General features: G+C 71.4%; 17 protein-coding genes and 1 pseudogene. 7 read left to right on the plus strand and 11 right to left on the minus strand.

The genetic code is table 11. The features are described from left to right. The first annotated feature begins 45 nt into the window (after positions 1 to 45). Positions 46 to 2,745 carry a protein kinase domain-containing protein gene (locus WME82_RS28260; protein WP_438037828.1) on the plus strand — a complete coding sequence of 900 codons (2,700 nt, stop codon included), beginning with the start codon at positions 46 to 48 and terminating at the stop codon, positions 2,743 to 2,745. Between the two features lie 24 nt (positions 2,746 to 2,769). Here WME82_RS28260 and WME82_RS28265 read toward each other — a convergent pair whose 3' ends face one another. The 4 genes from WME82_RS28265 to WME82_RS28280 are packed head-to-tail and all read right to left on the minus strand — an operon-like array spanning position 2,770 to position 6,696. After that, complete coding sequence (locus WME82_RS28265) at positions 2,770 to 3,522, minus strand: response regulator (RefSeq protein ID WP_438037829.1); 753 nt, start codon at positions 3,520 to 3,522, stop codon at positions 2,770 to 2,772. Positions 3,523 to 3,536: 14 nt separating this feature from the next. Then, on the minus strand, positions 3,537 to 5,072 hold the full coding sequence (locus WME82_RS28270) for a sensor histidine kinase (RefSeq protein ID WP_438037830.1): 1,536 nt from the start codon (positions 5,070 to 5,072) through the stop codon (positions 3,537 to 3,539). Beyond that, on the minus strand, positions 5,069 to 5,968 hold the full coding sequence (locus WME82_RS28275; RefSeq protein ID WP_438037831.1) for a hypothetical protein: 900 nt from the start codon (positions 5,966 to 5,968) through the stop codon (positions 5,069 to 5,071). The genes WME82_RS28270 and WME82_RS28275 overlap by 4 nt, the downstream gene beginning before the upstream one ends. After that, the gene (locus WME82_RS28280; RefSeq protein WP_438037832.1) at positions 5,965 to 6,696 is read right to left on the minus strand and encodes a sensor histidine kinase; all 732 of its coding nucleotides are present in this window, start codon (positions 6,694 to 6,696) and stop codon (positions 5,965 to 5,967) included. The genes WME82_RS28275 and WME82_RS28280 overlap by 4 nt, the downstream gene beginning before the upstream one ends. A 937-nt stretch (positions 6,697 to 7,633) precedes the next feature. Between WME82_RS28280 and WME82_RS28285 the strand changes: the two genes are divergently transcribed. Further along, positions 7,634 to 8,707: a GDSL-type esterase/lipase family protein gene (locus tag WME82_RS28285; protein ID WP_438037833.1), complete on the plus strand. Its 1,074-nt coding sequence runs from the start codon at positions 7,634 to 7,636 to the stop codon at positions 8,705 to 8,707. On the opposite strand, the gene WME82_RS28290 is transcribed toward WME82_RS28285, so the two are convergent. After that, positions 8,674 to 11,439, minus strand: coding sequence for a pentapeptide repeat-containing protein (locus tag WME82_RS28290; protein ID WP_438037834.1), 2,766 nt, complete (start codon positions 11,437 to 11,439; stop codon positions 8,674 to 8,676). The two genes, WME82_RS28285 and WME82_RS28290, sit on opposite strands and share 34 nt — an antisense overlap. 113 nt (positions 11,440 to 11,552) lie before the next feature. Between WME82_RS28290 and WME82_RS28295 the strand changes: the two genes are divergently transcribed. After that, positions 11,553 to 12,413: a hypothetical protein gene (locus WME82_RS28295; RefSeq protein WP_438037835.1), complete on the plus strand. Its 861-nt coding sequence runs from the start codon at positions 11,553 to 11,555 to the stop codon at positions 12,411 to 12,413. A gap of 101 nt (positions 12,414 to 12,514) precedes the next feature. Here the strand turns inward: WME82_RS28295 and WME82_RS28300 are convergent, their stop codons facing one another. Continuing rightward, positions 12,515 to 13,393: a hypothetical protein gene (locus WME82_RS28300; RefSeq protein ID WP_438037836.1), complete on the minus strand. Its 879-nt coding sequence runs from the start codon at positions 13,391 to 13,393 to the stop codon at positions 12,515 to 12,517. A 561-nt stretch (positions 13,394 to 13,954) separates the two neighbouring features. Between WME82_RS28300 and WME82_RS28305 the strand changes: the two genes are divergently transcribed. Together WME82_RS28305 and WME82_RS28310 are read left to right on the plus strand one after the other, a co-directional pair. Continuing rightward, entirely contained in the window at positions 13,955 to 18,184 is a 4,230-nt protein-coding gene (locus tag WME82_RS28305; RefSeq protein ID WP_438037837.1) for a TOMM system kinase/cyclase fusion protein, read from the plus strand. Positions 18,185 to 18,329: 145 nt separating this feature from the next. Continuing rightward, positions 18,330 to 18,779: a BMA_0021/BMA_0022 family TOMM bacteriocin gene (locus tag WME82_RS28310; RefSeq protein WP_438037838.1), complete on the plus strand. Its 450-nt coding sequence runs from the start codon at positions 18,330 to 18,332 to the stop codon at positions 18,777 to 18,779. 1 nt (position 18,780) lies between these two features. Here the strand turns inward: WME82_RS28310 and WME82_RS28315 are convergent, their stop codons facing one another. After that, complete coding sequence (locus WME82_RS28315) at positions 18,781 to 19,953, minus strand: amidohydrolase family protein (protein WP_438037839.1); 1,173 nt, start codon at positions 19,951 to 19,953, stop codon at positions 18,781 to 18,783. 342 nt (positions 19,954 to 20,295) lie between these two features. Here WME82_RS28315 and WME82_RS28320 point away from each other — a divergent pair, with 342 nt between their 5' ends. Both WME82_RS28320 and WME82_RS28325 read left to right on the plus strand, forming a co-directional pair. After that, on the plus strand, positions 20,296 to 20,733 hold the full coding sequence (locus WME82_RS28320; protein WP_438037840.1) for a hypothetical protein: 438 nt from the start codon (positions 20,296 to 20,298) through the stop codon (positions 20,731 to 20,733). A 5-nt stretch (positions 20,734 to 20,738) separates the two neighbouring features. Next, positions 20,739 to 22,592 carry a sigma 54-interacting transcriptional regulator gene (locus tag WME82_RS28325; protein ID WP_438037841.1) on the plus strand — a complete coding sequence of 618 codons (1,854 nt, stop codon included), beginning with the start codon at positions 20,739 to 20,741 and terminating at the stop codon, positions 22,590 to 22,592. A gap of 18 nt (positions 22,593 to 22,610) precedes the next feature. Here WME82_RS28325 and WME82_RS28330 read toward each other — a convergent pair whose 3' ends face one another. The 4 genes and pseudogenes from WME82_RS28330 to WME82_RS28345 form a co-directional block, all read right to left on the minus strand. Beyond that, positions 22,611 to 23,069: a hypothetical protein gene (locus tag WME82_RS28330; protein ID WP_438045022.1), complete on the minus strand. Its 459-nt coding sequence runs from the start codon at positions 23,067 to 23,069 to the stop codon at positions 22,611 to 22,613. A gap of 73 nt (positions 23,070 to 23,142) precedes the next feature. After that, a pseudogene (locus WME82_RS28335) lies at positions 23,143 to 24,177 on the minus strand (FAD-dependent oxidoreductase); the annotation flags it as partial. Further along, on the minus strand, positions 24,174 to 25,622 hold the full coding sequence (locus tag WME82_RS28340; protein WP_438037842.1) for a hypothetical protein: 1,449 nt from the start codon (positions 25,620 to 25,622) through the stop codon (positions 24,174 to 24,176). The gene WME82_RS28340 and the pseudogene WME82_RS28335, both read right to left, overlap by 4 nt. Before the next feature lie 509 nt (positions 25,623 to 26,131). After that, positions 26,132 to 26,929, minus strand: coding sequence for a sensor histidine kinase (locus WME82_RS28345; protein ID WP_438037843.1), 798 nt, complete (start codon positions 26,927 to 26,929; stop codon positions 26,132 to 26,134). Between the last annotated feature and the right edge of the window lie 50 nt (positions 26,930 to 26,979).

A 26,979-nucleotide genomic window follows, 5' to 3' on the forward strand; every position in this document is an offset into this window, starting at 1 on the left:
GTCCGCCTTGCCTCACGCTCCAGTGAGAGTGCATCCTTCACGCGCATGCTGCCTGGCAGGCTGCTGGACGGCCGCTTCGAGCTGGCGGAGATCGCCGGATCCGGAGGCATGGGCACCGTTTACCGGGCCTTCGATCGCTCGAGCGGGACGGTGGTCGCCGTCAAGCTGCTGCGCAAGGCGGCGGACGCGCGCGCGCAGGCGCGCTTTCTCCGCGAGGCAGAGACGCTCTCCCGGCTGGAGCACCCCCACATCGTGCGCTACGCGACGCACGGCATGGCGCCGACGGGGGAGCTGTACCTCGCGATGGAGTGGCTCTCCGGCGAGAGCCTCTCGGATCGGCTGGCGCGGCAGGAGCTGCGCATCGACGAGTCGATCGCCCTCGTGAGGACGGTGGCAGACGCGCTCGGCGCGGCGCACGCGCGCGGGATCGTGCACCGCGACATCAAGCCCAGCAACCTCTTCCTGGTCGAAGGCGCGCTCGATCGGGTCAAGCTCCTCGACTTCGGCATCGCGCAGCTGGAGGACGCCTCGAAGCGGCTGACGCGGACGGAGGCGGTGCTGGGCACGCTGGGCTACATGGCGCCGGAGCAGGCGCGGGGCGAGCGGGACAGCCTGGACGCGCGCGCGGACATCTTCTCGCTCGGATGCGTGCTCTACGAGTGCCTCACCGGGAAGCCGGCGTTCCGCAAGCAACACCCGATGGCGCTCGTGTGGAAGCTGCTCCTGGAGGAGCCGCCGAGGGCGAGGGAGCTGCGGCCCGACGTGCCCCACGCGCTCGACGAGCTCGTCGCGCAGATGCTGGCCAAGGATCCCTCGGCGCGGCCCGAGGACGGCGCGGCCGTGGCGCGCACCCTGGACACGCTCGGCGCCTGGACGAGGAGCAAGGTGTCCTCGGCCCCCCTTCCCGGCGCGGTGATCACCACGGGCGAGAAGCGCCTGGTCTCGATGGTGGCGGTCCGGCCGGCGCAAGCCTCGTTCTTCGAGTCGACAGAGTCGCTCGATCTGCACGCGTCACCGCCGAACACGCTCGCCGTGGTGCGCCGCGCGGCCATGCCGCTGAGCGCGCAGGTGGAGGAGCTCGGCGACGGGATGGTGGTGACGCTCGTGGTGAGCGCGGGCAGCGCGACCGACCAGGCGGCGCTCATGGCGCGCTGCGCGCTCGAGATCTGCGCGCAGCTCCCCGGCGCGGCGGTCGTGCTGGTGACGGGGTGGGGCGAGCCGGCGGGCCGATCGCCGCTCAGCGAGGTGCTGGACAGGGCGGCCGCCCTGCTCGACGAGGCCGCCGCGACCGGCCGCGCGGAGAGCCGGCGCGAGGGGGTCCACATCGACGCGGTGACGCGCGCGCTGCTCGACGTGCGCTTCGAGGTCGTGGAGCGGGGCGGGCTCTCCTGGCTCAAGGCGGAGCGCGAGATCGGCGAGGGGCCGCGCAAGCTCCTGGGCAAGCCGAGCCCCCACGTCGGGCGCGAGCGGGAGCTGCGCCACCTGCTCGACCTCGTCGACGAGAGCTTCGCCGAGCGGCGCGCCGCGGTGGCGCTGGTGACCGCCGCGGCGGGCATGGGCAAATCGCGCCTGCGCCACGAGGCCGTCGAGGTGCTGCGCCAGCGCCACCCCGACGTGAGCCTGAGCGTCGTCCGCGGCGATTCCATCGGCACGGGCGCCGCGTTCGCGATGCTCGCCGGGTCGCTGCGGGGCGCGCTCGGGATCGCCGCGGGCGAGGCCGTCGACGCGCGGCGACGGAAGCTCGCGCAGGCCCTCGCGCCGCTCTTCTCGGGAGAGGAAGGGCTACGGGTGGGCGGGTTCCTGGGCGAGCTGCTCGGCGTCGCCCCCCTCCCCGACGAGGACCTGCCGGCGCTGCGGGCCGCGCGGCACAATCCGGCGCTGATGGCCGAGGGCATCCAGCGCGCGTACATCGACTACGCGCGCGCCGTGACGGCCGCGCGCCCCGTGCTCGTCGTGCTCGAGGATCTCCACTGGGGGGACGCGCCCTCGATGGGGATCTTCGACCGGGCGCTGCGGGAGCTCGGCGACCGGCCGTACGCGCTGCTCGCCTTCGCCAGGCCCGAGATTCACGCGGCCTTCCCGAGGCTCTGGGCCGAGCGGGGCCTCTCGGAGCTCCGGTTGCGCGAGCTGCCGGCCCGCGCGGCCGAGCAGCTCGTGCGGAGCGCGCTCGGCGGCGCGGGCAGGCAGCTCGCGCCCGGGGAGATCTCCGCGCTCATCCACCGGGCCGGGGGCAACGCCTTCTATCTCGAGGAGCTCATCCGGGCCCTTTCGGAAGGGCGCGGCGGCGCGCTGCCGGAGACGGTGCTGGGCATGGCGGAGGCGCGCCTCGCGGCGCTCGGGCTCGAGGCGCGGCGGCAGCTGCGGGCGGCGAGCGTCTTCGGGGAGGTCGCCTGGGTGGGCGGCGTGCGCGCGCTGCTCGGCGCCGGGACGTCGGGGACGAGCGAGCGCGACGCGTGGGCCGAGCTGGTCGAGCGCGAGATCATCGAGCGCCGGCCGAGCTCCCGGTTCGCGGGCGAGGAGGAGATCGCCTTCTGCCACCCGCTCTTGCGGGAGGGGGCCTACGCGATGCTGACGGATCGCGACCGGGCGCTCGGCCACCGGCTCGCCGGCGAGTGGCTGCTCGAGGCCGGCGAGCAGGATCCGATGGTGCTGGCCGAGCACTTCGCGCGGGGCGACGACCCCGCGCGCGCCGCGGAGCAGTACCTGCGCGCGGCAGAGCTGGCCAGCTGGCCGAGCGCTACCTGAGCCGACGCCAGCGCGACGTCGCCGTCATCCCTGCGCCGCGTCCCCGCGCGCGCGGGCGATCGTGTGGATGAGCTCGCGCGCGTCGAACGGCTTGTGCAGGCACGCGTACCCGCCCTTGCTCATGATCGCGCTGACCATCTCCGGGACCGCGTGGCCGGTCATGGCGATCACCGTGACGCGCTTCTTCAGCCCCCGCATCTGCGCGCACGTCGTCACGCCGTCCTGATCGGGCATGACGAGATCGAGCACGCAGACGTCGATGCCTCGCTCGACGACGTACTGGACGGCGGCCCGCCCATCGTGGACGGCGAGGGCCGACAGCCCCGCGGCCCGGAGCACCGCCACGATCGAGTCGGCGACCTTCGGGATGTCGTCCACCACGAGGACGGCCGGCGAGTCCACAGCGCGAGCGACGATGCGCGCGAGGTGGTCCATCGAGAACGGCTTGTGGATCACCGTGTACACCCCCTCGGCGATCGCCTCCTCGATGAGCCTCTCGAGCGCGAACGCGGTCATCAGCACGACGGTGAGCTCGGGCTGGATCCTCTTGAGCTCCCGGAACGTCTCGACGCCGTTGAGCCCGGGCATGCGGATGTCGCTGATGACCAGCGTGAACGCCTGCTGCCGGACGAGCTCGAGCGCGTGGATGCCGTCCCTCGCCTCCACCACCTCGTAGCCCTCGAGCTCGAGGCTGGCGGCGAGCGTGATGCGCATGCCCTCCTCGTCGTCGATCACGAGCACCCGCTTGCCCCGCTGCGCGGGCTCCTGCACCTGCATGGCTTGCCCCCCCGTCATACGCCCTGAGTTCCGGTCGGCGTCAGTGCTGGCTCCGCGGCCTCCGGCTCCTCGCGCACCGGCAGCCGCACGACGAAGGTCGTGCCGTTGCCGAGCGCGCTCGTCGCCTCGATCGTGCCGCCGTGCCGCTCCACGATCCCGGCGCTGATCGCCAGGCCGAGGCCCGTCCCCTTCAGCTTGGTGCTGAACAGCGGCTCGAAGATCCGCGCGAGCGTCTCCTCCGAGATGCCCGTCCCATCGTCGATGACCGAGAGCGTCACCCCGTCGCCCGTTCGCTCCGCCGCGACGCGTACGCGCCCCTCGCGCTCGGCCGGGATCGCCTCGGCCGCGTTCTGGATCAGGTTCACGAGCACCTGCCGGAACTGGTCCTTGTCGATCTCCACGACAGGGAGCGTGTCCGGTACGTCGTTGTCGACGCGCACGCGCGGCGGGATCTCGACGACCGAGATGGCGTCGTCCACGAGGGGCCTCAGCGCGCACGCCGCGAAGCGCGGCCGCCGCTCGCGCGCGAAGTCGAGCAGGTTGCCGATGATCTTGGCGCACGCCGCGAGCTCTTTCTCGATGATCGAGAGGAACTGCGCCACGCGGGGCTCCGCGCCGAGCTCGGTCCCGGACAGGCGCTTCTTGAGGTAATGGTTCGCGTTCCGGACGGCGCCCAGCGGGTTCCTCAGGTCGTGCCCGACGCTCGCCGCGAGCTGCCCCACCGCGGCGAGCTTCTCCATGCGCATCCTGGCCTCCTGGGCGTCGCGGAGGCTGGAGGCCATCTCGTTGAACGCCGCGCTCATGCGACCGAACTCGTGCTCATCGAGCACCGAGAGGCGCAGCCCGAGATCCCCCTGGGCGATCCGCCGGGAGCCGTCCAGCAGCGAGTTGAAGCCGCGGTCCACCGAGCGGAGGAGCCGCCCGAGCAGCACGACGAGGACGAGCAGCGCGCCGCCGGTCGCCGCCGCGCCGAGCAACGCCACCCGCGCCCGGAGGTGGCGCTCGTCGTCGAGGATCCTGGCCACGTCGCGCTCCGCGTCGTGCACGGCCGCGCTGATGTGCGGGAGGAACTCCGACTTGTACTCGCGGTCGGCGAGCTGCACGAGCATCTCGTGCCGCTCGTTCGTGCGCTCGCGCTCGACATGGGTCGCGGCCGCCACGCCTTCGACGATCCGCGCAAAGCTCGCTCGCATGAAGCCGATGTGATCGAGCTCCTCCGTCGATTCCTCGTCGCTCTCCCTGATCTCCTCGTCGGCGATCATCGCCCTCTTGCGCGCCTCGATGGCGTCGAGATCGCGCGCCGTGGCCTCGGCCGCGCTCGTGAGCTCCTCGCTGAGGCTGCCGTGGAGCACCGACTTGACCGCCTCGTTCATGTAGCGGCTGGCGTTGCTGGCGAGGGTGACGTGCAGCTTCAGGTCGTCGTAGGAAGCCTCGGCGCGCCGCTGAAAGACGAGCATCTCCGCGATGGCGAAGTAGAAGGCGCCGCCGGCGACGAGGACCGCCGCCAGCGCGACGCCGAAGATGGCGGCCAGTGTGGCTCGAATGCTCATGGGGAGCGGCTCCTGCTTGCGTGCTTCACGTGATCGTCGCCGTCGCCCGCGAGCTCGATCTCCCTCGTGACGAGGAGCATGAGCCCGGCGTCGGGCGTCTCCCCCGCGAGGCCGAGCTCGAGCGCGGCGCCGAGCTCCAGGCCGGGCGCCGGGTGCCAGAGCACGCCGGGCGCGAGGAGCAGCGACGTCGTGTCTTCGATCTCGGCGGCGAGCTCGATGGTCGGCACCACGTCGCCGAGCGGCAGGATCAAGCCCAGCGAGGCGCCGGGGCTGAGCTCCGTGGCGTCGCTCCCGGCGGCCGGGAGCCGGATCTCGGCCGACGCGGAGATGCCCACGTGCACGCGCCCGATCGCCTTGTCGAGGCTCACGAACGGCTCCAGCGCGTAACCCGGCGCGCCGAGCTCGCGCGCGCCGGCGGGGAGCGCGGCCCCGAGCCCCGCGGACAGCGCGAGCCCGAGCCCCCGCTCGTTGACGAGGTTGTACAGGGCCTCCAGCTCGACAGAGCCGAGCCCGGCCACGACGCCGCTGTCCTGGCGCGCGAGCTCCAGGGGGAGCTCTCCCCCGAGCTGCAGACGATCGGTGATCCCGAGCTCCAGCAGCAGCGGGATGCGGAAGCCGACCTGGCGCCCGTCGCGTTCCCACCTCGGCGCGCTCGTGATCTGCAGCTCGAGCGCCTCCTGCGGAAAGGCCGTCTCGCCAAGGAACAGCTCCTCGATCGGCGGCCGCGCCGCCTCGTCTTCTGCCTCCGTCCGCTCCAGCTCCGCGGGCGCGGCCGCCGTCGACGCGACCAGGAGCGAGACCAGCGAGGCGCGGGGGCGCGCCCGCCGCGCGGAGGGCACGGCGGCCGGCTCCCGGGCCGCCGGCGCGCGCCCTGCGGGCGGACCGCCCACGCTCACGGCGCCGGCTCCGATCCGGCGTCGCGGAGCACCGGCGCGGCGGCGAGCGGCAGCGCGATGACGACCGACGAGCCGTGCGCCCGAGGCTCGACGGCGAGCGACCCGCTGTAGCGACGGGCGACCCGCCTCGCGATGTTCAGCCCCAGGCCGGAGTGACCCGGCTTGGTCGTGTAGAACGGCCGCAGGATCGACTCGCTGTCCGCCTCGCAGGGGACAGCCGCCGCGTCCGTGACCTCGATGCAGTACCGCGCGGCGCTCGAGGTGCCCCGAACCGTGACCACGCCGTCCCCCGGCGTCGACTCCACGGCGTTCTCGATCAGGCACCGCACCGCGACGGCGAGCTCGATCGGGTCCGCCTCGACGTCGCCGTCCTGAGCCGAGAGGACGATGCGGGCCCCGGACGCGCCGATGCGCGCGCACGCCGCCGCGCGGCGCACGCAGCCCGCCGCGCTCACGCACACGCTCCTGCGGGTGAAGAGCCGTGCGGCGTCGACCGACTCCTCGAGCCGCGCGCTCGCCGCGATCACCTCCTCGTCGATGATCCCGAAGAACTCCTCGATCCTCGGATCCGCCGTGTAGGCCGCGTCACGCGCGACCTTCCGCTTGATGTAGAACGACGCATTCCGGACGATCGCAAAGCGGTTGCGCAGGTCGTGACGCAGCACGGACAGGATCTCGTCCGCGACCGCGGCCTGCTCCGCCGCACCCAGGGGATCCCAGCTGTTCATGCCGATCCTCGCTCCTCGGCCCTCGCGCGCAGCGCGGCTCGCCCGTCGCCGCCAGCGAGGAGCACTCGAACCCTTCTCTGCACCATCGCGCCGACGCCGTCGCCTCGACCGTGGGAGAGCTTGGAATGAGTTCTTAAAAACACTGACACAAGCGCCGTCTCCCTGGGGCCATCGCGCGCCCGAGCCTCGCACCGCTGCGTCGCGGGCGCACAAGAGCGCGCCTGGACGATCCGCGTCATCGGTCACGTCTACAACACGTCTACAGGTCTGGTGCGACGCCACCCCTCAACCAGCGTCACCCTTGATAAACATACGTGACAAAGTTTGTGTCAGTCAACGGCATAATAATGCCCTTCACAGCACATCTCCGTTCAACGGATTTCCGTCCACCTTCCGCCCTCATGCTCCTTGCGCTGCGCTGCCCTGCCCTGCATCACCGTGATTGCCCTGGTTGCACAGTCAACTGGCCAATCCGTCGTCGGACATCGCCGTGTGTCGTGAACGAACCGCCGCGGGTCTCCTCTCCACGGGCGCGGCGTCGGTGCGGCGGGTGGACAGGCGGGCGCGCTCGCGCTGGCGCTCGCGTCGGCCTCGATTCTGTCACTGCTTCAGATTTGCGATGGGTGTGCTCCGGAGCGCACCCCGGCACGCAGATCCGAAAAAAAAACTCCTGTCCGTGATTGGTTGGGAGCCGTTCCCGACACAGTGACGCGAGCCGTGCTCGCCCCCCGTCCCCCCCGCCGCTCGCCTCGCCGGCGTTGCCTTGCCGCTCGCGGCGCGCCCCGCGCCCGCAGCGGTGCGCGCTCGGTCGAGGTGCCGGCCCGGCACCTCGACCGAGCGTGCCCTGGCGGCCTGCGGGACCGGGAGGCGAAGGGCCAGCGCCATCCGGCGTGGATGGCGCTGATGCTCGTGTCGTGACTGGAGGAAAGGCATGTTCATGGACTGGAACGTTCGATCGGCCGCGCGCGGCCGGATGCTTGCCCGGGTGTCCTGCCTCGCGCTGCTCACCGCCGCCTGCTCCCCCGATCCGGAGACGGCCGCGGGCGGCGCCGGCGGAGGCGGGGGGACGGGCGGCGCGGGCGGGAGCTCCCAGCCGGAAGGGAGCAGCTCGAGCGCGAGCGCGAGCGCGGGCAGCACCGCGATCTCGGCCGGCTCCACGGGCGGCGCGGGGGCCGGGGGCGACGCGCCCGCCGGCTCGGGAGGCTCGGCGGGATCTTCAGGTGGGCCGAGCGGCAGCGGCGGCGCGGGCGACGGCGGCGCGGGCGGCGCGGGGCCGCTGCCGGACATCACGATCTGGATCGCGGGGGACTCCACGGTCGCCAACGGGCAGACCCCCTGCCCGGCGGGCTGGGGCGGCCAGTTCGCGGCGCTCTTCGACGATCGGGTCACCGTGGTGAACAGCGCCGTCGGCGGCCGCAGCGTGCGCACGTGGCTCTACAACGTGCAGACCACCATGGATAGCTCGGGGGAGTGCGAGCTCGCGCGCGACTCGAGCGGCGAGCCCGTGCTGCAGGCCAGGTGGGTCCAGATGCTCGACGGCGTGAAGCGGGGCGATTATCTGTTCATCCAGTTCGGCATCAACGACGGCTCGCGCACGTGCGATCGGCACGTGGGGCTCGACGCCTTCAAGTCGAGCTACGGGATGATGGCCCGCGCCGCCGAGGAGCGAGGCGCCCAGCCCGTGTTCGTGACCCCCGTGAGCGCGATCTCCTGCAACGGGAGCACGGCCCGGGGGACGCGCGGCGGCTACGTGACCGCGACCCACGAGGCGGGCAAGGAGTACGGCGTGCCGGTCATCGACCTGCACGAGCTCAGCATCGCGCTCTACAACACCCTGGGCTTCTGCCCGGTCCCCGGGGGCGACGTGAGCGCGACGACAAGCGGCCCCGTCGGCGAGTTCTTCTGCGATGATCACACGCACTTCTCGCGCTCCGGCGCGGAGCAGATCGCGAAGGTCATGGCCGGCGCCGTCCGCGATCAGAAGCTCGGCCTGGCCGCGTACCTCGAGTGATCCGCGCCGGCGCGCGGGAGCTTGGCGCCGTCGAGCTTGGCGCCGTCGAGCTTGGCGCCAGCGAGCTTCGCGTACTGCAGGTCCGCGTCGCGGAGGTCGGCGCCGCGGAGGTCGGCGCCGTCGAACTCGGCGCCGGTGAACCCGGCGCCGGCCAACTTCGCCTCGCGGAGGTCGGCGTTCGAGAAGACGACGCGGCCGCAGCGAGCGCCCTCAAGATCCGCGCCGCGGAGGTCGGCGCGGCGAAAGACGCAGTCGTAGAGATCGACCCCCTCGAGGCGCGCGCTCGAGAGCTTCGCCTCTTCGAACGGGATCACCATGAGGTGTGCCTTTCGCAGGTCGGCTCCCGTGAGATCGATGCCCGAGAGCTGCACGAACCCGCCGCTCGACGTGCGCCAGCGTGACCGCCAGCGGTTCCAACGCTCGATGCCGTCCTTGACCTCACCTCGCAGCATCGCGCGCGACTCTTCGAACGTCGGAAGCAGCATCTCGATGAGCTTCTTCTCGCTCAGCTTGATGACCTTGTCGCCCTTGGCGATGCGCGCGTCGATCTCGGTCTCCGCCTTCGACGGGACGTGCTTCACGTACGGAATACGCGCGCCGACGAAGTGCGTCGCGTCCTTCGCCTTCTTCGCGACCGTGCCGCCGAGCTCGATCAGCATGTCTTCGCGGAACTCGCGCGACGTGCGCACATCCATCGCCGAGCTCTGGAATTTGCCTGCGTAGAGAATGCATGTCCCGGCGAGGCGCTCCTCGAACATGCCCTGCGGCTCCTTCTCCGCCAGCGGGGCGAAGCCGAGCTCGAAGGGAGTGACACGCTTCTTCGTGCCTTCGATCGCGCGGATGGCGAGGTTGCCGTGCCCGTCGATGTACGCGATCTCGGTCCCGTCCTCGGAGGCGGTGAGCGGGAGGATCTCGAAGCCGTGGAACTCGATGTCCTCCGGAGCCTCGGGCTCGTCGAGCCATTTGCCCTCCTCGGCGTCGGCCGTCCTCGTACGGCCCGCGGAGTCGACGACGACCGCGCGGGCATCGTCGATGAACGCGACCTGCCCGAGGCGCTTGTCTGGATGGGCGAGGGTAGCTGTCACCTCACCCGAACGCGGATCGATGAAGACGAGCGCGCTGTCCGACGAATGATTGCTGATGTCCCGATCGACGCTGACGGCGATCCATCCGACGCGCGAGACGGCGACGCCGCCGCAGTGCTCGGGCGCACCGCTCTCCAGTTCGATCGTATGGACGGGTGTCTCCGGATCGTCGAGCCGCCAGATCCGGACCGCGTCGGACACCGAAACGGCCCAGGTGTCGTCGGACCCGAACGTGCAGGCCGACACCTTGGCGTCGTGCGAGAGCGCCGCGGTGCGGACGCCGCGCGCGCGGTCCCAGAGCTCGACGTTCGACGCGACGGGGAGCATCACCGTCTTTCCGTCGCGCGAGACCGCCACAACGCCCTGGGGAGAGTTCGCGTCGTTCGCGAAGATCACCTCGCCCTCGTCGGTGATCTCGCGCACCACGACGGCGCTTTCGGGCTCGACGAGGAGCAGCTCTCCCTGCGGGAGGTTCGCGAGCGCCGCGGGGCCCCTCGCGCGCCGCTCGCTGACTGTGCCGTCGGCCCTTCGCCAAGACCAGATCCCCGACGAGCCGGCGACGACGACGCGCTCGCGGCTCAGCGCGATCGCGTGTGGCGCGTCGATCCCGAGCTCGCTCGAAGCCGGCTCACCGTCCGAGGTCCAGATGCCGATGCCAGACGCCGTCGAGCCTGCGGCGAGCCACTTCCCGTCGCGCGAGAGCGCCATCGCGGGGCCCTGGCCGTACGCGTGGTGGCGAGGCGTGCGGACGCGACGGATCTCCGCGCCGCTGCGTTTCCACCAGCGAAAGTAGCGATCGTTGCCTTGCGAGACCACCGTCTTGCCGTCGGCCAGGAACGCGAGCCAGCGACAGCCGGCCGGCCCCCCGTCCTGCTCGCCCGAGCCATCATCTTCCTGGAAGCGATGGGAGCCCAGGAGTCGCACGGGCTCGAGCGATGCGCCGTCCCAGAGGTGGACGTCGCCTTGTCCGTGGCCGCCGGCGAGCACGCTGCCCTCGGGTGAGAACGCGAGTACGAGGATCTTGGAGCTCTTTCGTTGGGCGAGCTCCTTCTTCGACTTGCGATCGAAGACGCGGACGATGCCCTTCTGTCCGCCGGTCGCGAACGTCGCTCCGTCGGGTGAGAAGGCGAACGCGAAGATCTCGCCTGCGGGCTCGCTCAGGTCGTGAAGTCGTTTGCCGGTACGCGCGTCGAAGACGTTGGCGACGGAGTCTCCGCCGTAGGTCGCGACGATCGCACCGTCGGCGCTCACGGTCGCGAAGGCGAACTTCCTCGTCGCCTTCTCTCCGAGCTTCCACGAGAGCTCGCCGTCCTCGCCGAGGCGCGCGATGGATCCACGCGCCCACAGGAGAAGGTCGCCGTCAGGCAACGCGAAGACGCCAGTGAAGCGACCGGTCACTGTCTGCTCGTCGAGGGCACGACCGTCGTCGACGGCGAAGCGATGCACCTTGGTGCGCTTCTCGCCGGTCACGAGAGCCACGAGCGTTCTGGAGTCCGGAGAAAAATCGAGACCAGTGAAGCTGCCGGGCGCGTTGAAGCGGGTGGCCCCGAAGACCTGTCGGTTCATCGAACCGAACCTTATTCGGATCCGTTGCCATTCAGCGCTCCATCGGTCGTCATTCTCGAACGTGCGAGCCGGCGCGCGCACATGGGGCGACCATCGGGGCTCGACAGGCGTTGATGTCGCGGCCGAGCCCACCGCGATCGAGGACGAAGCGGCATTCGGGCGACCAGCTACCGGTCCGGCCGCGGATCGAGTACTTGATCTCGGTGACGCGCCATCTGCTCGGCCTCTCCGCGCTGATCTCCGGTCTTGTCCTCGCCGGATGCAATGCGATCTCGGGTATCGGCAGCCTGACCTTCGACGGCGTGGGCGCGAGCGGAGGAGGCGGCGCTCCGCCTGGCGATGGGGGTGGTGGGCCGGGCGGCGACGGCGGTGAGGCGGGCGGCGGCGGTGAGGTGGGCGGCGCGGGCGGCGGCGGCGGTGAGGCGGGCGGCGGCGGTGAGGCGGGCGGCGCGGGCGGCGGCGGCGAGTGCGACGGGGAGCCGTGCCCGGCGCCGACAGGCGTCGACGTCGTGGAGCAGACCTATACCGAGCTGCGCGGCAGCCCCGGTACGGCCACCCCTGCCAGGGACCGGTGCCCGGAGAGCCAGGTGCTCCTCGGGTTTCGAGGGTCCCTGGGACCGCTGGGGGAGTCGCTCATCCATGCCAAGATCCAGGCGCAGTGCGGCCACCTGGAGCTCACGGGAGACGGCCCGTACACCATCACCATGATGCCCGGCGACGTGACCCCTTTCCAGGGCAGCGAGGGCACCGAGTCCTGGGAGATGGTGTGCCCGGAGAACGAGGTGGTGGTGGGCTTCAGCGGTTGGTCTGGCAGGTACCTCGATCTCCTCTTCATCGCTTGTGCGCCGCTCCTCGTGACGGGACCTCCCGGCGATCTCCGCGTCGAGCTCGGCCCCGTCACGTGGCCGGACGGCGTGGGCGGCGACGGCGGCAGCGAGTTCCCGGACACCTTCTGCGGTGCAGACCAGGTCGCGAACCTCGTTCAGACCGTCGTCGAGGGAGGAGCCATCGGCGCCTTCGGCCTGGGCTGCACGACGCCCTCGCTCACGTACTGACCCGCCCGCGATTGCGCCGGGGGCGCGCTCTTCATGCGTCAGGTGCGAGAGATTTTGCGATCCGACGGATCGCGACGGTTCGCCCCCGCGGAATCGTTCCGTCAGAACCCGATGTCCTCGCGGATGGCGACAACGATCTTGCAGTGGTTCACGAGATCGTCCGTCGTCTTGACCTCGGTCGTGTAGTTGAGACCGTACGGCCAGAAGTGCTGCGTGTCCGCGTGCACGACGTCGCTCTCGTTGCCCGTGATGGCCCTGAGCTGGCGCGTCGCCGCCTCGCCCGTGAAGACGCCGTCCACCACCAGCGCGCCGAACTCGCGGCTGCCGACCCCCACGGTGTGACCGATCTCGTGCATGGCGGTGATGTAGTTCATGGAGCTCGTCGCGCCGAACCGGATGGACCCATTGACGTTGCCGTCGGCCGTCGCGACCGACGGCACGTAGGACACCGACAGGCGCTTCTCGATGCTCGTGTGACAGTTGTAGTACGACAGCGCCCCGTCCATCGCGCTCGTGATCTTGTCGTACGCAGACTGCTGCTCCGCCGTCGGCGAGGCGACCTTCGCGAGCGTGTAGGTGATTCCCCCCGTCCCCGGGCAGCCAGCGCCCGCGCCGCCCGCGCCGCCGTCGCCCGTGCCGCCGGTGCCTGCGCCGCCCGTGCCCGCTTCACTTGCGCCCGCGCCGCCCGTGCCCGCTTCACTTGCGCCCGCGCCGCCCGTGCCCACTTCGCCCGCGCCCGCGCCGCCCGTGCCCGCTTCACCCGCGCCCGCGCCGCCGCTCCCCGCGACGCCGCCGCCCGTTCCGCCGTCTCCGCCGGTCGCGCCGCTTCCCGAGGTCTGTCCGCCGGAAGCGGCAGCGCCGCCGCTCCCGCTGGCGACGCTGCCGGCGTCCGCGGGGCTGTCACCCGAGCCCCCGCACGCGACCGGACCAGCCGCCGCCAGCGCGAGCAAAACGATGTGGGTCGCCAGTTGCCTCAGCATGTTTCGTGCTCCTTCCACAAAGGATTGAAAAGCATTGAATCGTCTCTCACCGTCCGAGGAAAGCTCGCGGCTCCCCTCGCGCGTCGAGCGCCGACGAAGTCCGCGTATCCGCCCTCTCACCGGCCGTGCCAGAGGTCAATTCGCTGCTGTTCGCCGCGACTCGCCCGGTCGCCATGGCAGCAGCCAGGATGAAAGATTGTAGCCAAAACAAACAGACAGGCGGAGCTCGGCCGCCGCCCCGCGAGAGGCGCGCCCGCGCACGTCGGCCCGCCTCCCCGAAGCCGATCCCCACGGAGCCGACCGGGCGCGAGCGTCTGCCTGGGTTTCTTCGCGGAAGGCGCCGGAACCCGATCGGCATCGACGGACGTCGACGGAGTACCACCCTATATGAACCAACGTGAGCAGCGAGGTCGGCCGTGGACAAGCTGTGCTGACGAGATCGACAGCCGCTCTGTCCAGACGCCTCATCGATGAGGCGGGCCGGCCGGCGCAGCGCGCCGCCCTCCCCGGCTCATGCCCGCTCCCCCGGTCGCGCCGGGCCGCCCGGCGGAGGGAGATGGGATGAGCCGCAGCGCCATCGCCATGGGCGCCGTCTTCCAGGAGCGCTACGAGATCGTCTCCGCGCTGCGCGAGAGCGGCTTCGCCGACGTCTACAAGGGGCGCCAGCTCGCCACCGGACAGACGGTGGCCATCAAGGTCATGCACCCGATCCGGGGCAGCAAGTCCGCCGACGTCGCGCGGCGCTGCGCCCGCTTCCACCAGGAGGCGCGGTTCTGCGCGCAGCTCCACCACCCCAACATCGTCCGGCTCATCGACGCCGGACAGACGGACGACGGCACCCTCTACACCATCTTCGAGTTCGTGCCCGGCCAGAACCTGGCGGAGGTGCTGGCCGAAGAGATCGCCCTCGATCCGCGCGAGGCGCGGTACCTGATGCTCCAGGTCCTCGACGCCCTCGGCTGCGCCCACGGGCAGAACGTCGTCCACCGCGACCTCAAGCCCAGCAACATCATGATCGTCTCGACCGGGGCGCGGCGAAACGCGCTGGTGCTCGACTTCGGCATCGGCGCGGTCATCGCCGGGGCCATGGAGGGCGTGGATCCGAAGCTCACCCCGAGCAACGAGATCCTCTGCACGCCCGCCTACGCGGCGCCGGAGCAGCTCCTCGGACAGCCGGTGAGCGTGCGTTCGGACCTGTACGCCTGGGGGCTCGTCTTCCTCGAGTGCCTCACCGGCAGGCCGTCGATCACCGGCAGGTCGCTGCAAGAGGTGCTCTTCCGGCAGGCCAGCCCCGAGCCGATCCCGATCCCCCCGGCGCTCCTCGGGCACCCGCTCGGCGCCCTCCTCCGGCGCGCGACCCTCAAGGACATGGCCGCGCGCGTCGTCACGGCCTCGAGCCTGCTGCGCGAGCTCGAGGCCTGCGACGTGGACGCGCTGAGCCGCGAGGACCTCGTCGAGCCCGCGCGAGCGCCGCGCTCGCCGCCGGCCCCGACCCGAGGCGCGGCGGACGCGAGCCCGTGGCGCCGCGTCGCGAGCGAGACGGCGCCGCTCGACGCGCCCTCGCGGGAGCCCCGGGCGCTGCCGAGCGACCACGCGGCGGCCGAGACGATGCCGTCTCCGGCCACGCCCCGGCGCGTGGACGCGCCGGCCCCGCCGGGGCCAGAGGCACAGGCGCTGGAGCGACCCGACGGCGAGCGGCGGCCCCTCACCGTCGTCTGCTGCACCTTCACGGCCTCGGGCCCGGGGCTGAAGACCACCGACGTCGAGGAGATCGACGACCTGCTCGACGAGCAACAGGACGCCTGCGCCGAGATCGCCCGCCGCCACCGGGGGCGCTTCGCCGGCGCGCTGGGGGATCAGGTCCTGCTGCACTTCGGCTATCCCTCCGCGCAGGAGGACGACGCCCGGCGCGCCGCCCGCGCGGCGCTGGAGGTCGTGGCGGACGTGGAGGCGCGCAGCGCGCGGCTCACGGCGGCGCGGGGCGTGGCGCTCGAGGTCCGGATCGGGCTCCACACCGGCCTCGTGGTCGCCGGCCAGATCCATCGGTACACGCAGCACCTCGGGACGACACCGCAGATCGCGGCCCGGCTGAGCGCGGTCGCGGCGCCGGGCACGGTCGTGGTCAGCGGCGAGGCCTTCAGGCTCCTCCGGAGCCGGTTCGCGCTCGAGCCGATGACGCCGCCCGATCTCTCGTCCGTCGCGCGCCCGCTCGCGATCTACCGCATGGGGCAGGAGATCCCTCCCCCGGCCCAGGACCAGGACATCGCCGGCCGCGACACCGAGCCGCTGATCGGCCGGAGCCAGGAGCTCGAGCTCTTGCTCCAGCGCTGGGGCCAGGTCCGGCAGGGCACCGGGCAGAGCATCCTCGTCACCGGCGGCCCCGGGATCGGCAAGTCGCGCCTCACCGGGGAGCTCGTCCGGCGGCTCCGCGGCGAGCGGCACAGCTGCCTGGAGTGCCGCTGCGTGCCCGATCAGCGGAGCAGCGCGCTCTATCCATTGATCGAGCTCCTGGAGCGGTTGATCGAGACGGGCCGGGACGACGCGCCGGGGCGCCGGCTCGCCCGGCTCGAAGCGCTCCTCTCGCGCCGCGGCTTCGACCTTTCGGAGATGGTGCCGCTGCTGGCGGCGCTGCTGTCGATCCCCCTGGACGAGCGCTACGCCGCGCCGCTGGACCCGCCGCCGCGGCAGAAGGAGCGGACGCTCAACGTGCTCGTGACGATGCTCTTCGACATGGCCGAGGAGCAGCCCGTCCTGTTCATGGTCGAGGACCTGCAGTGGGCCGATCCGACGACCCTCGAGTGGCTGGGCGTGATGATCGCCGACGTGCCCTCGGCGCGGCTGATGGCGGTCTTCACCGCGCGGCCCGAGTTCTCGCCGCCCTGGTCGATGTCGAGCCTGCTCCAGATCCAGCTGAGCCGCCTGGATCGGTCGGACGTCGAGCACCTGGTGGCGCGCCTCGCCGGCGGCCGCGCCCTGCCTGGGCCCGTGCTGGCGCAGGTGGTCGACCGGACCGACGGTGTCCCGCTCTACGTCGAGGAGCTGACGCGGATGGTGCTCGAGTCCGGGGCGCTCGTGGAGGAGGGGGACCACTACCGCCTCGCCGAGCCGCTCTCGGCGCTCGCGATCCCCACGACGCTGCGGGGCCTCCTGGTGGCGCGCCTCGACCGGCTCGGCAGGGCCAAGGAGACGGCCCGCATCGCCGCGGCGCTCGGCCGGGAGTTCTGCCAGGACGTGCTCTGCGCCGTGTCCGCGCTCGACGGGGAGCAGGTCCAGGAGGACCTCGAGCGGCTGATGGCCGCGGATCTCATCCACAGGAAGCGGCGGCTGAACAACCCGACGTACCAGTTCAAGCACGTGCTCATCCGGGACGCGGCCTACGAGTCGCTCTCGAAGCGGAGCCGGCGGAAGGTGCACGCGATCATCGCCCGGACGCTCGAGGCGCGGTTCCCCGAGATCGTCGCGGCGCGGCCCCACCTGCTCGCGCACCACCACGCGGCGGCCGAGCAGCTGGAGCGGGCGATCGCGTACGCGGAGATCGCGGCGGAGCGCGCGCTGAAGCGGCCCGCGAACGCCGACGACACCGAGGCGATCGTCCACGTGACGCAGGCGCTCGGCTGGCTGTCGGCGATCGCGGACGCGCGGGAGCGCGCGCTGGCGGAGCTGCGCCTGAACAGCCTGCTGATCCTGGCGCTCATCGGCCGGCGCGGGTACATGCCGAAGGAGCTCGAGGCGGCGGTCCACCGCTGTGAGGAGCTGAGCGACGAGCTCGGGGAGAGCTCGATGACCCCGCCGACGCTGTGGGCGATGTTCTGGTACCACCACATGCGGAACCATCGCCCTGAGGCGCGGGCGATCGCAGAGCGGTGGCTCGACCTGGCCAGGCGGTCGCAGGACACCGCGCAGCTGGTCTCGTCGATGGTGCTGCTGGGACAGTGCTCGTTCTTCGAAGGAAAGCTCGCAGAGGCCCGCCAGCAACTCGATAGCGGAATCGCGCTCTACGACCCTCAGGCACATCGGGAGCAGGCCTTCTTCTACGGCGTCGATGTCAAGGTCTGGGGCCAGTACACGCTCGCGGTGGTGCTCTACCTGATGGGCTGTCCAGCCCAGGCCCTCGCCCACGGGCAGGCCGCGGTGGCGTGGGCGCGCGAGCTCGATCACCTGAGCAGCCTCGGGATGGCGCTGCTCCACCTGGCCGGCGTCTATCACTATGGCCGCGAACGGGCGCAGGTCGCCGCGGTGACCGACTCCGTACTGCAGCTGACAGAGCATCATCAGCTCTGGTTCAAGGTGCACTGCTGGGCCCTGCGCTGCTGGGCGCAGGGCGATCTCGAGCAGCTGAGGCAGCACGTCGAGGTGATCCGGGACGCCGGCCAGAAGACAGGCCTGCCGTACTGGCTCTCGCTCGTGGCGGAGCTCGAGGCCAAGCGCGGACGACACGAGGCCGCGATCGAGCAGCTCGCGAGCTGCCTTCTGCTCGCCGAGGAGTCGGGGGACGTGTACTACCTCCCGGAGCTCTACCGCCTGAAGGCGCTGTCTCTCCGCGCCTCCGGCGCCGACGCGGAGCAGGAGAGCGAGCGGTGCTTGCGGCGATCGATCGCTGTCGCGCGCGAGCAGGGCGCGCGAACGTTCGAGCTGCGCTCGACGCTGGCGCTCTGCCGGATGCTCGCGCAGCAGGGCCGGCGCGACGAGGCGCGCCGCCTGCTCAGGGAGATCACCGACTGGCCTGTGGAGTGCACCGATCTTCCCGATTTTGCCGAGGCGCGAGCGCTGCTCCAGGAGATGACCGATTGATCTGCCTCGGCGCCACCTCGGGCGCTTTCATCGCGTTTGCGTTGATTTGCATTGGATGCTCGAGGGGCTCGACGGCGCGCGGCGCCGGTTCAATGAGCTCCATATCCCATGCCAGGGCCTGCGGCACCGGCGATTGGAGGTGGCCATGTTTTCCCATCAATCATCCAAGTACATGTCCAGGATCGCGGAAACCGACGGCGCTCCCGCGCAGCTCAACGAGGAGGCGCGCCCCCTGCGCGAGCGAGGCGCGATGGAGGAAGGACTCTTGGAGCTGGAAGGAGCATGGTTGCGCGCCGTCGCGCTCTGCTGGGAAGATCCGACGCAGCTCGATCGGTTGAAGAGCGACCCGCGGGGCTTCTTGATGGCCTGGTGCGGCTATGGGCTGCCGCCGGGGATCGAGCTCACCATCCGCGAGGCGCGGGAGCCAGGCTCGCCGGGCGGCGACGCGCTGCGCTTCTGCGAGCAGCGCAGGGGCTGGGACCCGTCGGCGGGCGCCATCACGCTCTATATTCCACCGCCGCCGGAGCTGGACGATCAGCCCGTCGCGCTGGCCGAGCTCGCGAGTGACCCCGGGTCGTCCGGCGTCATCTGCTGAGTCATCCGTCGATGCCGTAGAAGCTGGCGGCGTTGTCCCAAAGGATCTTGCGGAGGCTCTCTCCGGGGAGCCTGCGGTGGAGCGCGAGCGCCCGCTCCACCATGCCTGCGTCGTGATCGATGTGGGGGAAGTCCGTCCCGAAGATCGCCCTGTCCTCGCCGAGCCATGGGATCGCCTGCTCCAGGCACGGCTCGTCCGGCTCGATCTCGATGAAACACTGGCGGCGGAAGTACGCGGACGGCTCGCGGCGGACGTGCGGCGCGACCTCCTCGGCCAGGCCCCGGTACTCGATCTCGTCGAGGCGCCAGAGCCAGTAGGGCAGCCACCCGCAGCCGGCCTCGAGGAAGGCCACCCGCAGGCCGGGGTGGCGCTCGAGCACGCCGCCCTCGATCAGCGCGAGCAAGGCCATCATCTGCTCCATCGGATGCGAGCAGGCGTGCAGGGCGAAGCGGCTGCGGAAGCGATCGGCGCCGGCCGCCGGCAAGGAGGCGTGCGTGCCTTCGTGGATGGCGACAGCGATCGAGCGCCGCTCGCACTCGGCCCAGAACGCCTCATAAGCAGGATCGCCCAGCGTCCGCCCCGCGACGGGGTTCGGCCGGAGCACGACGGCGCGGAAGCCGAGCGCGGCCACGCGCGCGAGCTCGGGCACCATCTGCGCCGGATCGTGCGGGCTCATCAGGGCCACGCCACGGAGTCGCGAGGGGTCGTGATCGCAGAAGCCCCGTAACCAGGTATTGTACGCCCTGGCGAGCGCGCTCGCCAGGGCGGGCTCCAGCGGGGTCATGCCGAGGAGCGCCAACGCGAGCGTCGGGTAGAGGAACGCCACGTCGATGCCCTCGCGATCCATGTCGTCGAGCTGCGCTCGCGGCTGCTCGAGCGGCCCGAGCGACGCGAGCGCCCCGAGCCGCCGGCGGCCGGCGGCGGCGATCGCGCGCCAGGTCCGCGCGCTCATCCGGTGATGGACCGGCCGGCCATCCACCATCGGCTGCGGCGGGAGCCGGAGCAGCCCCTCCGGCCCGAGGTGCGCCACGCGGTCGGCCAGGGGCTCGCCGTCGCCGGCGTACGCGAGGTACGGGGCGTGAGCGCGGAGCTCCGGCTCGAGGTGGGTCTTCCACAGAGAGGGCGGTTCGATCACATGACGATCCGCGTCGAGGATGCGATAGCCGTCGCGCACGGGACATCTCCTCTTCTGCTGCTGCCGGATCCCCCGGACCTGGCCAGGTGCCGCGGGTCAGAAATCCTGTCAGGGAGCCGGAGAGAGAGTTCAACGCAAAGACGCAAAGGCGCAAAAATACAAAACATTGATTCTTTCTTGCGTCTTTGCGTCTTTGCGTCTTTGCGTCTTTGCGTCTTTGCGTCTTTGCGTCTTTGCGTCTTTGCGTCTTTGCGTCTTTGCGCCTTTTCGCTTTTGCGTTAAATTCTCCCTCTCCAAATCTCTGGTAGACGGAGCGGAATCAGACGACCAGCGGCACAGGGTTCAGGTCCTCTTCCCGGTTCGCCCGTTCGGAAGAGCTGATTGAGCTCGGTCAGCGCCCTGCACGCCGAGGCGGGCGTCGTGATGACAGCCGAACACGAGCGTGAGCCGGGCGAGCGGCACCAGGAGGTGAACGACACGGCCGCGGAGCATGGTGCGCTCACGCTCGCCGATCAGGAACACCGTCTCCTTGTCACCAGCGAGCTCGACGCCCAGGTGGTGCTTGAATTGCAAGGTGCGGCGGGTGCATTGGACGCGTTGGAGGCGCGGGGTGCGTGGGATGCGCTTCATGAACACCGGACCCTGATGGACAAGCTGGTGCGTCGCCGCCCGCCGGAGACGCCCGTGCTGGTGCGCAATTCAGCGTCAGCGAGCGCCTGCCTGGAGCGCGGGCGGGCGGGCTCGCCGGCGCACGCCGCGGGAGCGCGCGCGACGCGCCGCCCGCGAGCCCGGGGGCGAGGTCGTCTGAGAAGGGGGTGAGCAGCGTGGCAGTCATTCGCGAGACGGACATCGGCCCGGAGACAACGCCGCTGTCCAGCAGCTTCATCGATGCGATCCAGGGTGTCAGGCAGGACGATCGACGCGTCGCCCTGCTCGTCTACCACCGCGACGGCGCCGAGCGCGCCGTGCTGAGCCCGGGCGTGCCGGTCGTGATCGGCCGGGCGCCGCCGTCGCAGGTCCAGATCGGCGACGTCAGCCTCTCGCGCGAGCACGCCCGCTTCACCCAGTCCGGCGACAAGGTCGTCATCGAGGATCTGCGCTCGACCAACGGCACGTGGCTCGGCGGCGAGCGCATCACGCGAGGCGAGGTGAAGCCGGGCGAGGAGGTGATCCTCGGCAAGGTGGTGGTCGCCGTCCGCTCGATCACGGCGGCCGAGGACGAGCTGCCAGGGCTGATGAGCCACGAGCAGCTCCGCGTCGCCCTCGAGGAGGAGGTGAAGCGCGCGCGGTACTTCGGGCGGAGCTTCGCCGTCGTGATGGCCCGGGTCGCCCGCCAGCCCAGCGCCCACGTGAGCCACCTGTTCCCTCGCGTGCGGGCGCTGCTGCGGCCCGTGGACCGGATCGCGCTCTACAGCTCGGACGTGGTGGCGGCGCTGCTGCTCGAGGCCGGGACGGAGGTGGCGCTCGACGTGGCGCGCGCGCTCGCCGCGCCGCCCGTGGGCGGGTCGCCCGTCGTGCTCGCGGGCTTCGCGACGTTCCCCGACGCGGGGACCGTGGCGGAGGAGCTGCTCGATCGGTGCTGGAGCGCCGTGCGCAGCGCGACGGTGGAGCAGCCGGTGCGCTCGGCGCCGGGCGGGACCTGGAAGAGCAGCCCGGGCAGCTGCAATTTCGAGCCGGTCGTCGTGAGCTCCGCGATGCGCCGCGTCTTCGAGATCGTCAAGCGGGTCTCGCGCTCGTCGATCCCGGTCCTCTTGCTGGGCGAGACGGGGACGGGCAAGGAGGTCGTGGCGCGGGCGATCCACGACAGCGGCCCGCGGAGCGGCAAGCCGATGGTGTGCGTCAACTGCGGGGCGATCCCGCAGCAGCTCGTCGAGAGCACGCTCTTCGGCCACGAGCGCGGCGCGTTCACCGGCGCGTGGCAGCAGCAGCGAGGGGTGTTCGAGGCGGCGGACGGCGGGACGGTCTTCCTCGACGAGATCGGCGAGCTGCCGGCCGCGGTGCAGGCCGCGCTCCTGCGCGTCCTCGAGACGCGGCAGGTGACCCGCGTCGGCTCGAACAAGCCGATCGACGTCGACGCGCGCGTCGTCGCGGCGACCCACCGCGACGTCGAGGCGATGTGCGCGTCCGGCGCGTTCCGCAGCGATCTGTTCTACCGCCTGAACACGATGACGATGACGATCCCGCCGCTCCGGGCGCGCCCGGAGGACATCGAGCCGCTCGCGCTGCGCTTCCTCGACCAGGCGAACCAGGCGAACGGCCGGTCGATCCGCGGCTTCGACGCCGAGTCGCTCGCGCGGCTCCGGGCGTACTCCTGGCCGGGGAACGCGCGGGAGCTGCGGAACGCGATCGAGCGGGCCGTGGTCATCGCCGAGGGCGAGTGGATCGCCGAGGAGGATCTGCCGGAGCGCGCCCGGGCGGCGCCCTCCTCCGAGCCGGCGGCGGAGGGGGAGCTGCCGTACCAGGTCGGAGAGCTCACCGCCGCGCCCCCGGGCGGGGACTACCTGAAGACGCGGCTGCAGCGCTGCGAGGCCGAGCTGATCGTCGAGGCGCTCCGCAAGGCGAGCGGGAACCAGACGGAGGCGGCGCGCGCGCTGGGCATGCCGCTGCGCACGCTCGTGTACAAGCTCAAGACGCTCGGCATCAAGCGGCTCGGGTACGCGCCCCCCCGGGAGCCGTAGCGCGCGCCGCATCGAGGATCAGGGCACGGTCTGGAGCGCGCTCTCGGCCGAGCGGAGCGCGCCCTCGATCCCTTGATAATCGCAGTAGGCCTCGCCACAGACATGGACGCTGCCGACAGGCGCGTTGCTGCCGGGGAGGTCGAACGCCCTCAGCCTCTCGAGGACCTCCCACGACCTGACGCCTGGCCGCCAGGTATGGGCCCCCGCCCCGTAGGGCTCCCGGCTCCAGTCCCGGATGGCCCAGGTCGTCACGGTGCCGGCGGCGCGCTGCCGCCCGGCCGGGTCCTGGAGGTCCACGCCGAGGTATTTCAGGAGCTGCCGCTTCAGCGCCTCGCTGCCGTCGATCTCCGCGCGATCGTGGGCCTCGCCCTGGACATAGACCTTCCAGAACTCCGTGGCCGGTCGATCGGTGTAGAGCATGATCATGCCCTTGCCGTCGCTCTCGCGGTAGGTGGTGTGGACCTCCCTGGCGGGCATCAGCGACGCGTTCCTGTGGCGTGCGCGCCGTCCACCACGGCGCGTCCGTGACCAGGAAGCACTTGAGGAGCGGAAACCCGAAGACCGCGTCGAGATCCCGCTGGATCTCCCGGGAGAAGCAGCCGGCGAGCCGCATCAGGGGGCTGCGGGGCAAGGCGAGGATCACGTGCTTCGCGACGGCCTCCACCGTCTCCGCGCCGCGGGCGAACTGCAGGCGGATCTTCCCTCCTTCCGCTGCCGCGAGCGACGTGAGCGACGTGAGCGCGTGGCGAAGGTGGATGGCGACCTGCTCGGGGCGCCGCTCGAGCTCCCGCACCAGGGCGAGGGGTAGCGCCCGGGAGCCGCCTTCGATGCTGACGAGCGAGGCGTCCCCCTCCCCCTCGCTGGACAGCGCGCGAAGCCAGAAGACGATCCAGTCCATGGCGTTGGGGTTCTCGGGAATCAGGTGGAAGAACGTGCCCTGATCCCGGATCGCGAGCACGGCCCCATGGCTGAGGACGTCGCTCAGCGCGTTCCAGAACCCCTGTTCGTAGAGGAAGGCGCCTCCCAGCCTGGCGCCGCGGCGCGTGCTGGCATAGTCGTCCCCCGCGAGGCGCCTCAGCCATTCCCGGTGCTTCGCGTCCCTGGGGTCGTTCGGGTTACCGGGGCTCGCCCACGGGGTGTCCTTCAAGATCCTCAGGATACCGAGCTTCATCAGCTCGAGCGTCGTGTGGGGGCGATGAGCGGGTCCGGCCTCGTCGGGGGCGAGGGAGAACCGCGGCCCCTGGACGGGCTCGGCCGCATAAGGGGTGAACGGCCTGGTCTTCAGGCCGAGCTCGCCGAGCAGCCCCATCAGCAGGCGCTGCCGGCGCTTCTCGAAGCGCATGGGGCCGCACTCGACGAGGAAACCATCGAGGTCGACCGTCTCGATCCGGCCCCCGAACCGCTCCGAGGCTTCGAAGAGCCCGACGGTGCGGCCGGGGTCCCGCCGGGCGAGGCGAAAGCTGCAGTAGAGGCCGGTGATGCCGGCGCCGAGCACGATCGTATCGAACTCTTGCACGCGCGTCCTCCTCGGTTCCTGGACAGGGGGTGAGACCGGCGCCCCCGCCGGCCTCCGCAGCGCTGTCACGCGGCTGCCCGCTCGGCACAGGCGCCGCCCATCTCCACACCTTCCTGCGTCGTTTCATAGAACAGGAAGCGCCCCGTGGTCGCCTCGCAGACGGCCTGCCAGCCGCGCATCCGCCCGACGACATCGAACGAGAGCCCCCAGCGAGGCGTCTCGTCGATCACGCGCACGCCGAGGGCGTGCATCGGCAAGAGGGCGACCGGGGCCAGGGCATGGAAGACGCTGAGGGCGGGCCGCGGACAGCCGGGCTTGGCGTGGACGCTCGCGCGGAGGTAGCTGGCGCTCGAGAAGCCGAGCCCGTCGACCACCCGCTCGATCAGGCCGAGGCCCCGGATGCCATGATGGTTGATGGCCATGTAGAGGGGCGTCACCTCGTCCGTCGCCGCCTGGAAGGCCCTGGCCTGGGCGGCGAGCCCGGTGGGGATCCCGTCCGGGTGCCCGGCCACGGCGGCATAGAACAGCACCGCTTCGTCCTCGTCGGAGACGCCGGAGTCCTTGATGAACATCAGCGATCTCGACTGGGCGGCGGCCGCCTCCCTCACCACTTCATCCTCCGCGATCGAGGCGACCACCTCCGCGGCGCTGCGCTCGACGACGCTGCCCCAGTCCGCGGGCAGGTACGCGAGGGTATCGGCGACGATCACCTCGTCACGGACGCCGAGGCGGGGCAGATCGCGCCAGAGCTGCTCGAGGTGGCTCCGGACCTCGTCCGCGCAGAAGCCCATGTCGCGGGTGTGAAGGCACGTATCCGGCACGACGACCACGTGGGCGCCGCCAGGGTGGAACTCGCGCAGGACGCGCGCCAGCGCCGCTCGCATCTTGATACCGAGGAACTCCGCGAAATCGGGCCCCCGGCCGAACCTGCCTGTCTTGAGCGGCACTGGCACCTTGCCGCCGCCCTCCCGCATGGCCAGCACGATGGGCTCACCCGTCCGCACGATCCGCTCGAGCCTGGCGTCGAACTCGGCCATGTCGCGGAGGCACTCGAACCGGGTCTTGCTGGTCTGGATCGAGGCCTTCTTGATGATGGCCTTGAGCTGGGCGGCCCTGTCGCCGTGTCGGGCCCCTGCCTTTCGCAAGCAGTCCTCGAATGGACGGATCGCCTGATCGAGCTCGCCGAGGAAGACGTCGATGTCGGCAGGCCCGGCGAAGCGGACCGAGGCCGCAGGTAGCCTGCTGCCGGACAGCACGCGCTGCTTCGCGGCGAGGAGCTCCGGCGCCTTGGCGAGGCCGGCGGCCGGCTGGGTCACGGCGCTCTGGTAGCGAGGAGCGGCGGTGCCGCCGCGAGCCTTCCTCTCCCCGCCGAGCTCCGCGAGGTCGGCGGGTCGCGCGCTCGTGGGATGACGCGCGCCGTGAGCCTCGGTGTTCTTCGCAGCCTCCGAGACGATGGAGGGGTGACCTTTGCCGAGCACAATGCTGATGAGGTCGCTGGTCGATTCGATCTTCATGGTTCTCCCTGCGACGCGGGCGCCACGACGACGCCACATCGATCGATCGGCTCCGCTTCGTTCGAGCATTCGTCGAACGCGGATTGCCTATCTGGCCCTAGCCCTCACGTGAGCCAGAGCACACCTCGTGCCGGCGGAGCTCACGCAGATTCACGGGGGACATCGGCGCGCTGGCCGCGCGAGCGGGGATGAGCGCGCGGACCGCTACACGATCGAGCAATGGATTGCGTGCCAGGGAGGGCGCGCCCCGTCGTCGACGGGTGATGGCGTCCTCTGCGAGGCCGGAGATCACGAGATCTCGCGGCGAGCTGACAAGTCGCGCGGGCGGGTGCCTGCGCTGCCTCGCGCGGCGGACCTCGCGTGGCGGCGGCCGTCGGGCGCGCCGAACGTGACCGGTGAGCGCACGTGGATGGTGGGGGACGCGCGGCGCCTCGCGGTGTGGGCGCGCGCTCGACGAGGGGATGGGGAGGGCGACGGCGTGTGGGCGGGCGTCGCAGGGAGCGACGGTGTCAGGGAGCGAGCGAGATGGCGGCGCGACTGGCGGGCTCGGGCTCGAGGGGGAGCTCGACCATGAACGTCGAGCCGCAGCTCGGCGAGCTCTCCACGCCGATGGTTCCGCCGTGAGCGCGCACGATCTCGCGCGCGATGTAGAGCCCGAGCCCGAGGCCGCCGAAGTGCACGACGCCGCCCGCGCGCTCGAAGCACCTGAAGATGCGGGCCTGGTCCTCCTCCGCGATGCCCGCGCCTCGATCGCGGACGAGGAGCTCCGCTCCGCCGGGACAGGCCTTCACCTCGATGGATATCGGCCGGCCGGCGCCGAACTGGATGGCGTTCTTGACGAGATGGAACACGAGGCGTCCCATCTGCTCCCGATCCCAGCGGCCGACGATGCCCTCCGGCGCGTCGATGGAGATCGTGGAGGACGGGGAGCGGAGCTCCACCGGGAGCTCGGCGATCACCTCCCGGACGAGCGCCCCGAGATCGACGGTCTCGCGCTCGGGATCGAGCGGACCCGCTCGGAGCCGGATCGCCTGGAGCATGTCATCGCAGAGCCGGGTGAGCCGGTTGACCTGCCGGCCGACGACCTCGAGCGAGGCGACCCACGTTGACCCGTCCTCCGCCCGTTGCTCGCTCAGCCGCTTCATCCGCTGCACCTGCAAGTTGAGCGAGGTCAGCGGCGTCAGGAGCTCGTGCGACGCGAGCATGAGGAACTCGTCCCGAACACTGGCGCCTGCGTCGGGCTCGTAGCCGCGGGCGGGCCGGCGAGCTTCGGGGGTTCCAGTGAGAGGGGCGTTCGAGACGGACATGGTTCAACTCCCTTTGGAGCGTGGATGGACTTTCGCGATCGCGTCCAAAG

It is taken from the genome of Sorangium sp. So ce128 (assembly GCF_051525245.1).
In the GTDB taxonomy this organism is placed as follows: domain Bacteria; phylum Myxococcota_A; class Polyangia; order Polyangiales; family Polyangiaceae; genus Sorangium; species Sorangium cellulosum_B.

Coding starts and splice junctions, on each gene's coding strand:
- WME82_RS28260 (WP_438037828.1), top strand. CDS start 46: ATGCTGCCTGGCAGGCTGCTGGACGGCCGCTTCGAGCTGGCGGAGATC.
- WME82_RS28265 (WP_438037829.1), bottom strand. CDS start 3,522: ATGCAGGTGCAGGAGCCCGCGCAGCGGGGCAAGCGGGTGCTCGTGATC.
- WME82_RS28270 (WP_438037830.1), bottom strand. CDS start 5,072: ATGAGCATTCGAGCCACACTGGCCGCCATCTTCGGCGTCGCGCTGGCG.
- WME82_RS28280 (WP_438037832.1), bottom strand. CDS start 6,696: ATGAACAGCTGGGATCCCCTGGGTGCGGCGGAGCAGGCCGCGGTCGCG.
- WME82_RS28285 (WP_438037833.1), top strand. CDS start 7,634: ATGGACTGGAACGTTCGATCGGCCGCGCGCGGCCGGATGCTTGCCCGG.
- WME82_RS28300 (WP_438037836.1), bottom strand. CDS start 13,393: ATGCTGAGGCAACTGGCGACCCACATCGTTTTGCTCGCGCTGGCGGCG.
- WME82_RS28305 (WP_438037837.1), top strand. CDS start 13,955: ATGAGCCGCAGCGCCATCGCCATGGGCGCCGTCTTCCAGGAGCGCTAC.
- WME82_RS28310 (WP_438037838.1), top strand. CDS start 18,330: ATGTTTTCCCATCAATCATCCAAGTACATGTCCAGGATCGCGGAAACC.
- WME82_RS28330 (WP_438045022.1), bottom strand. CDS start 23,069: ATGCCCGCCAGGGAGGTCCACACCACCTACCGCGAGAGCGACGGCAAG.
- WME82_RS28340 (WP_438037842.1), bottom strand. CDS start 25,622: ATGAAGATCGAATCGACCAGCGACCTCATCAGCATTGTGCTCGGCAAA.
- WME82_RS28345 (WP_438037843.1), bottom strand. CDS start 26,929: ATGTCCGTCTCGAACGCCCCTCTCACTGGAACCCCCGAAGCTCGCCGG.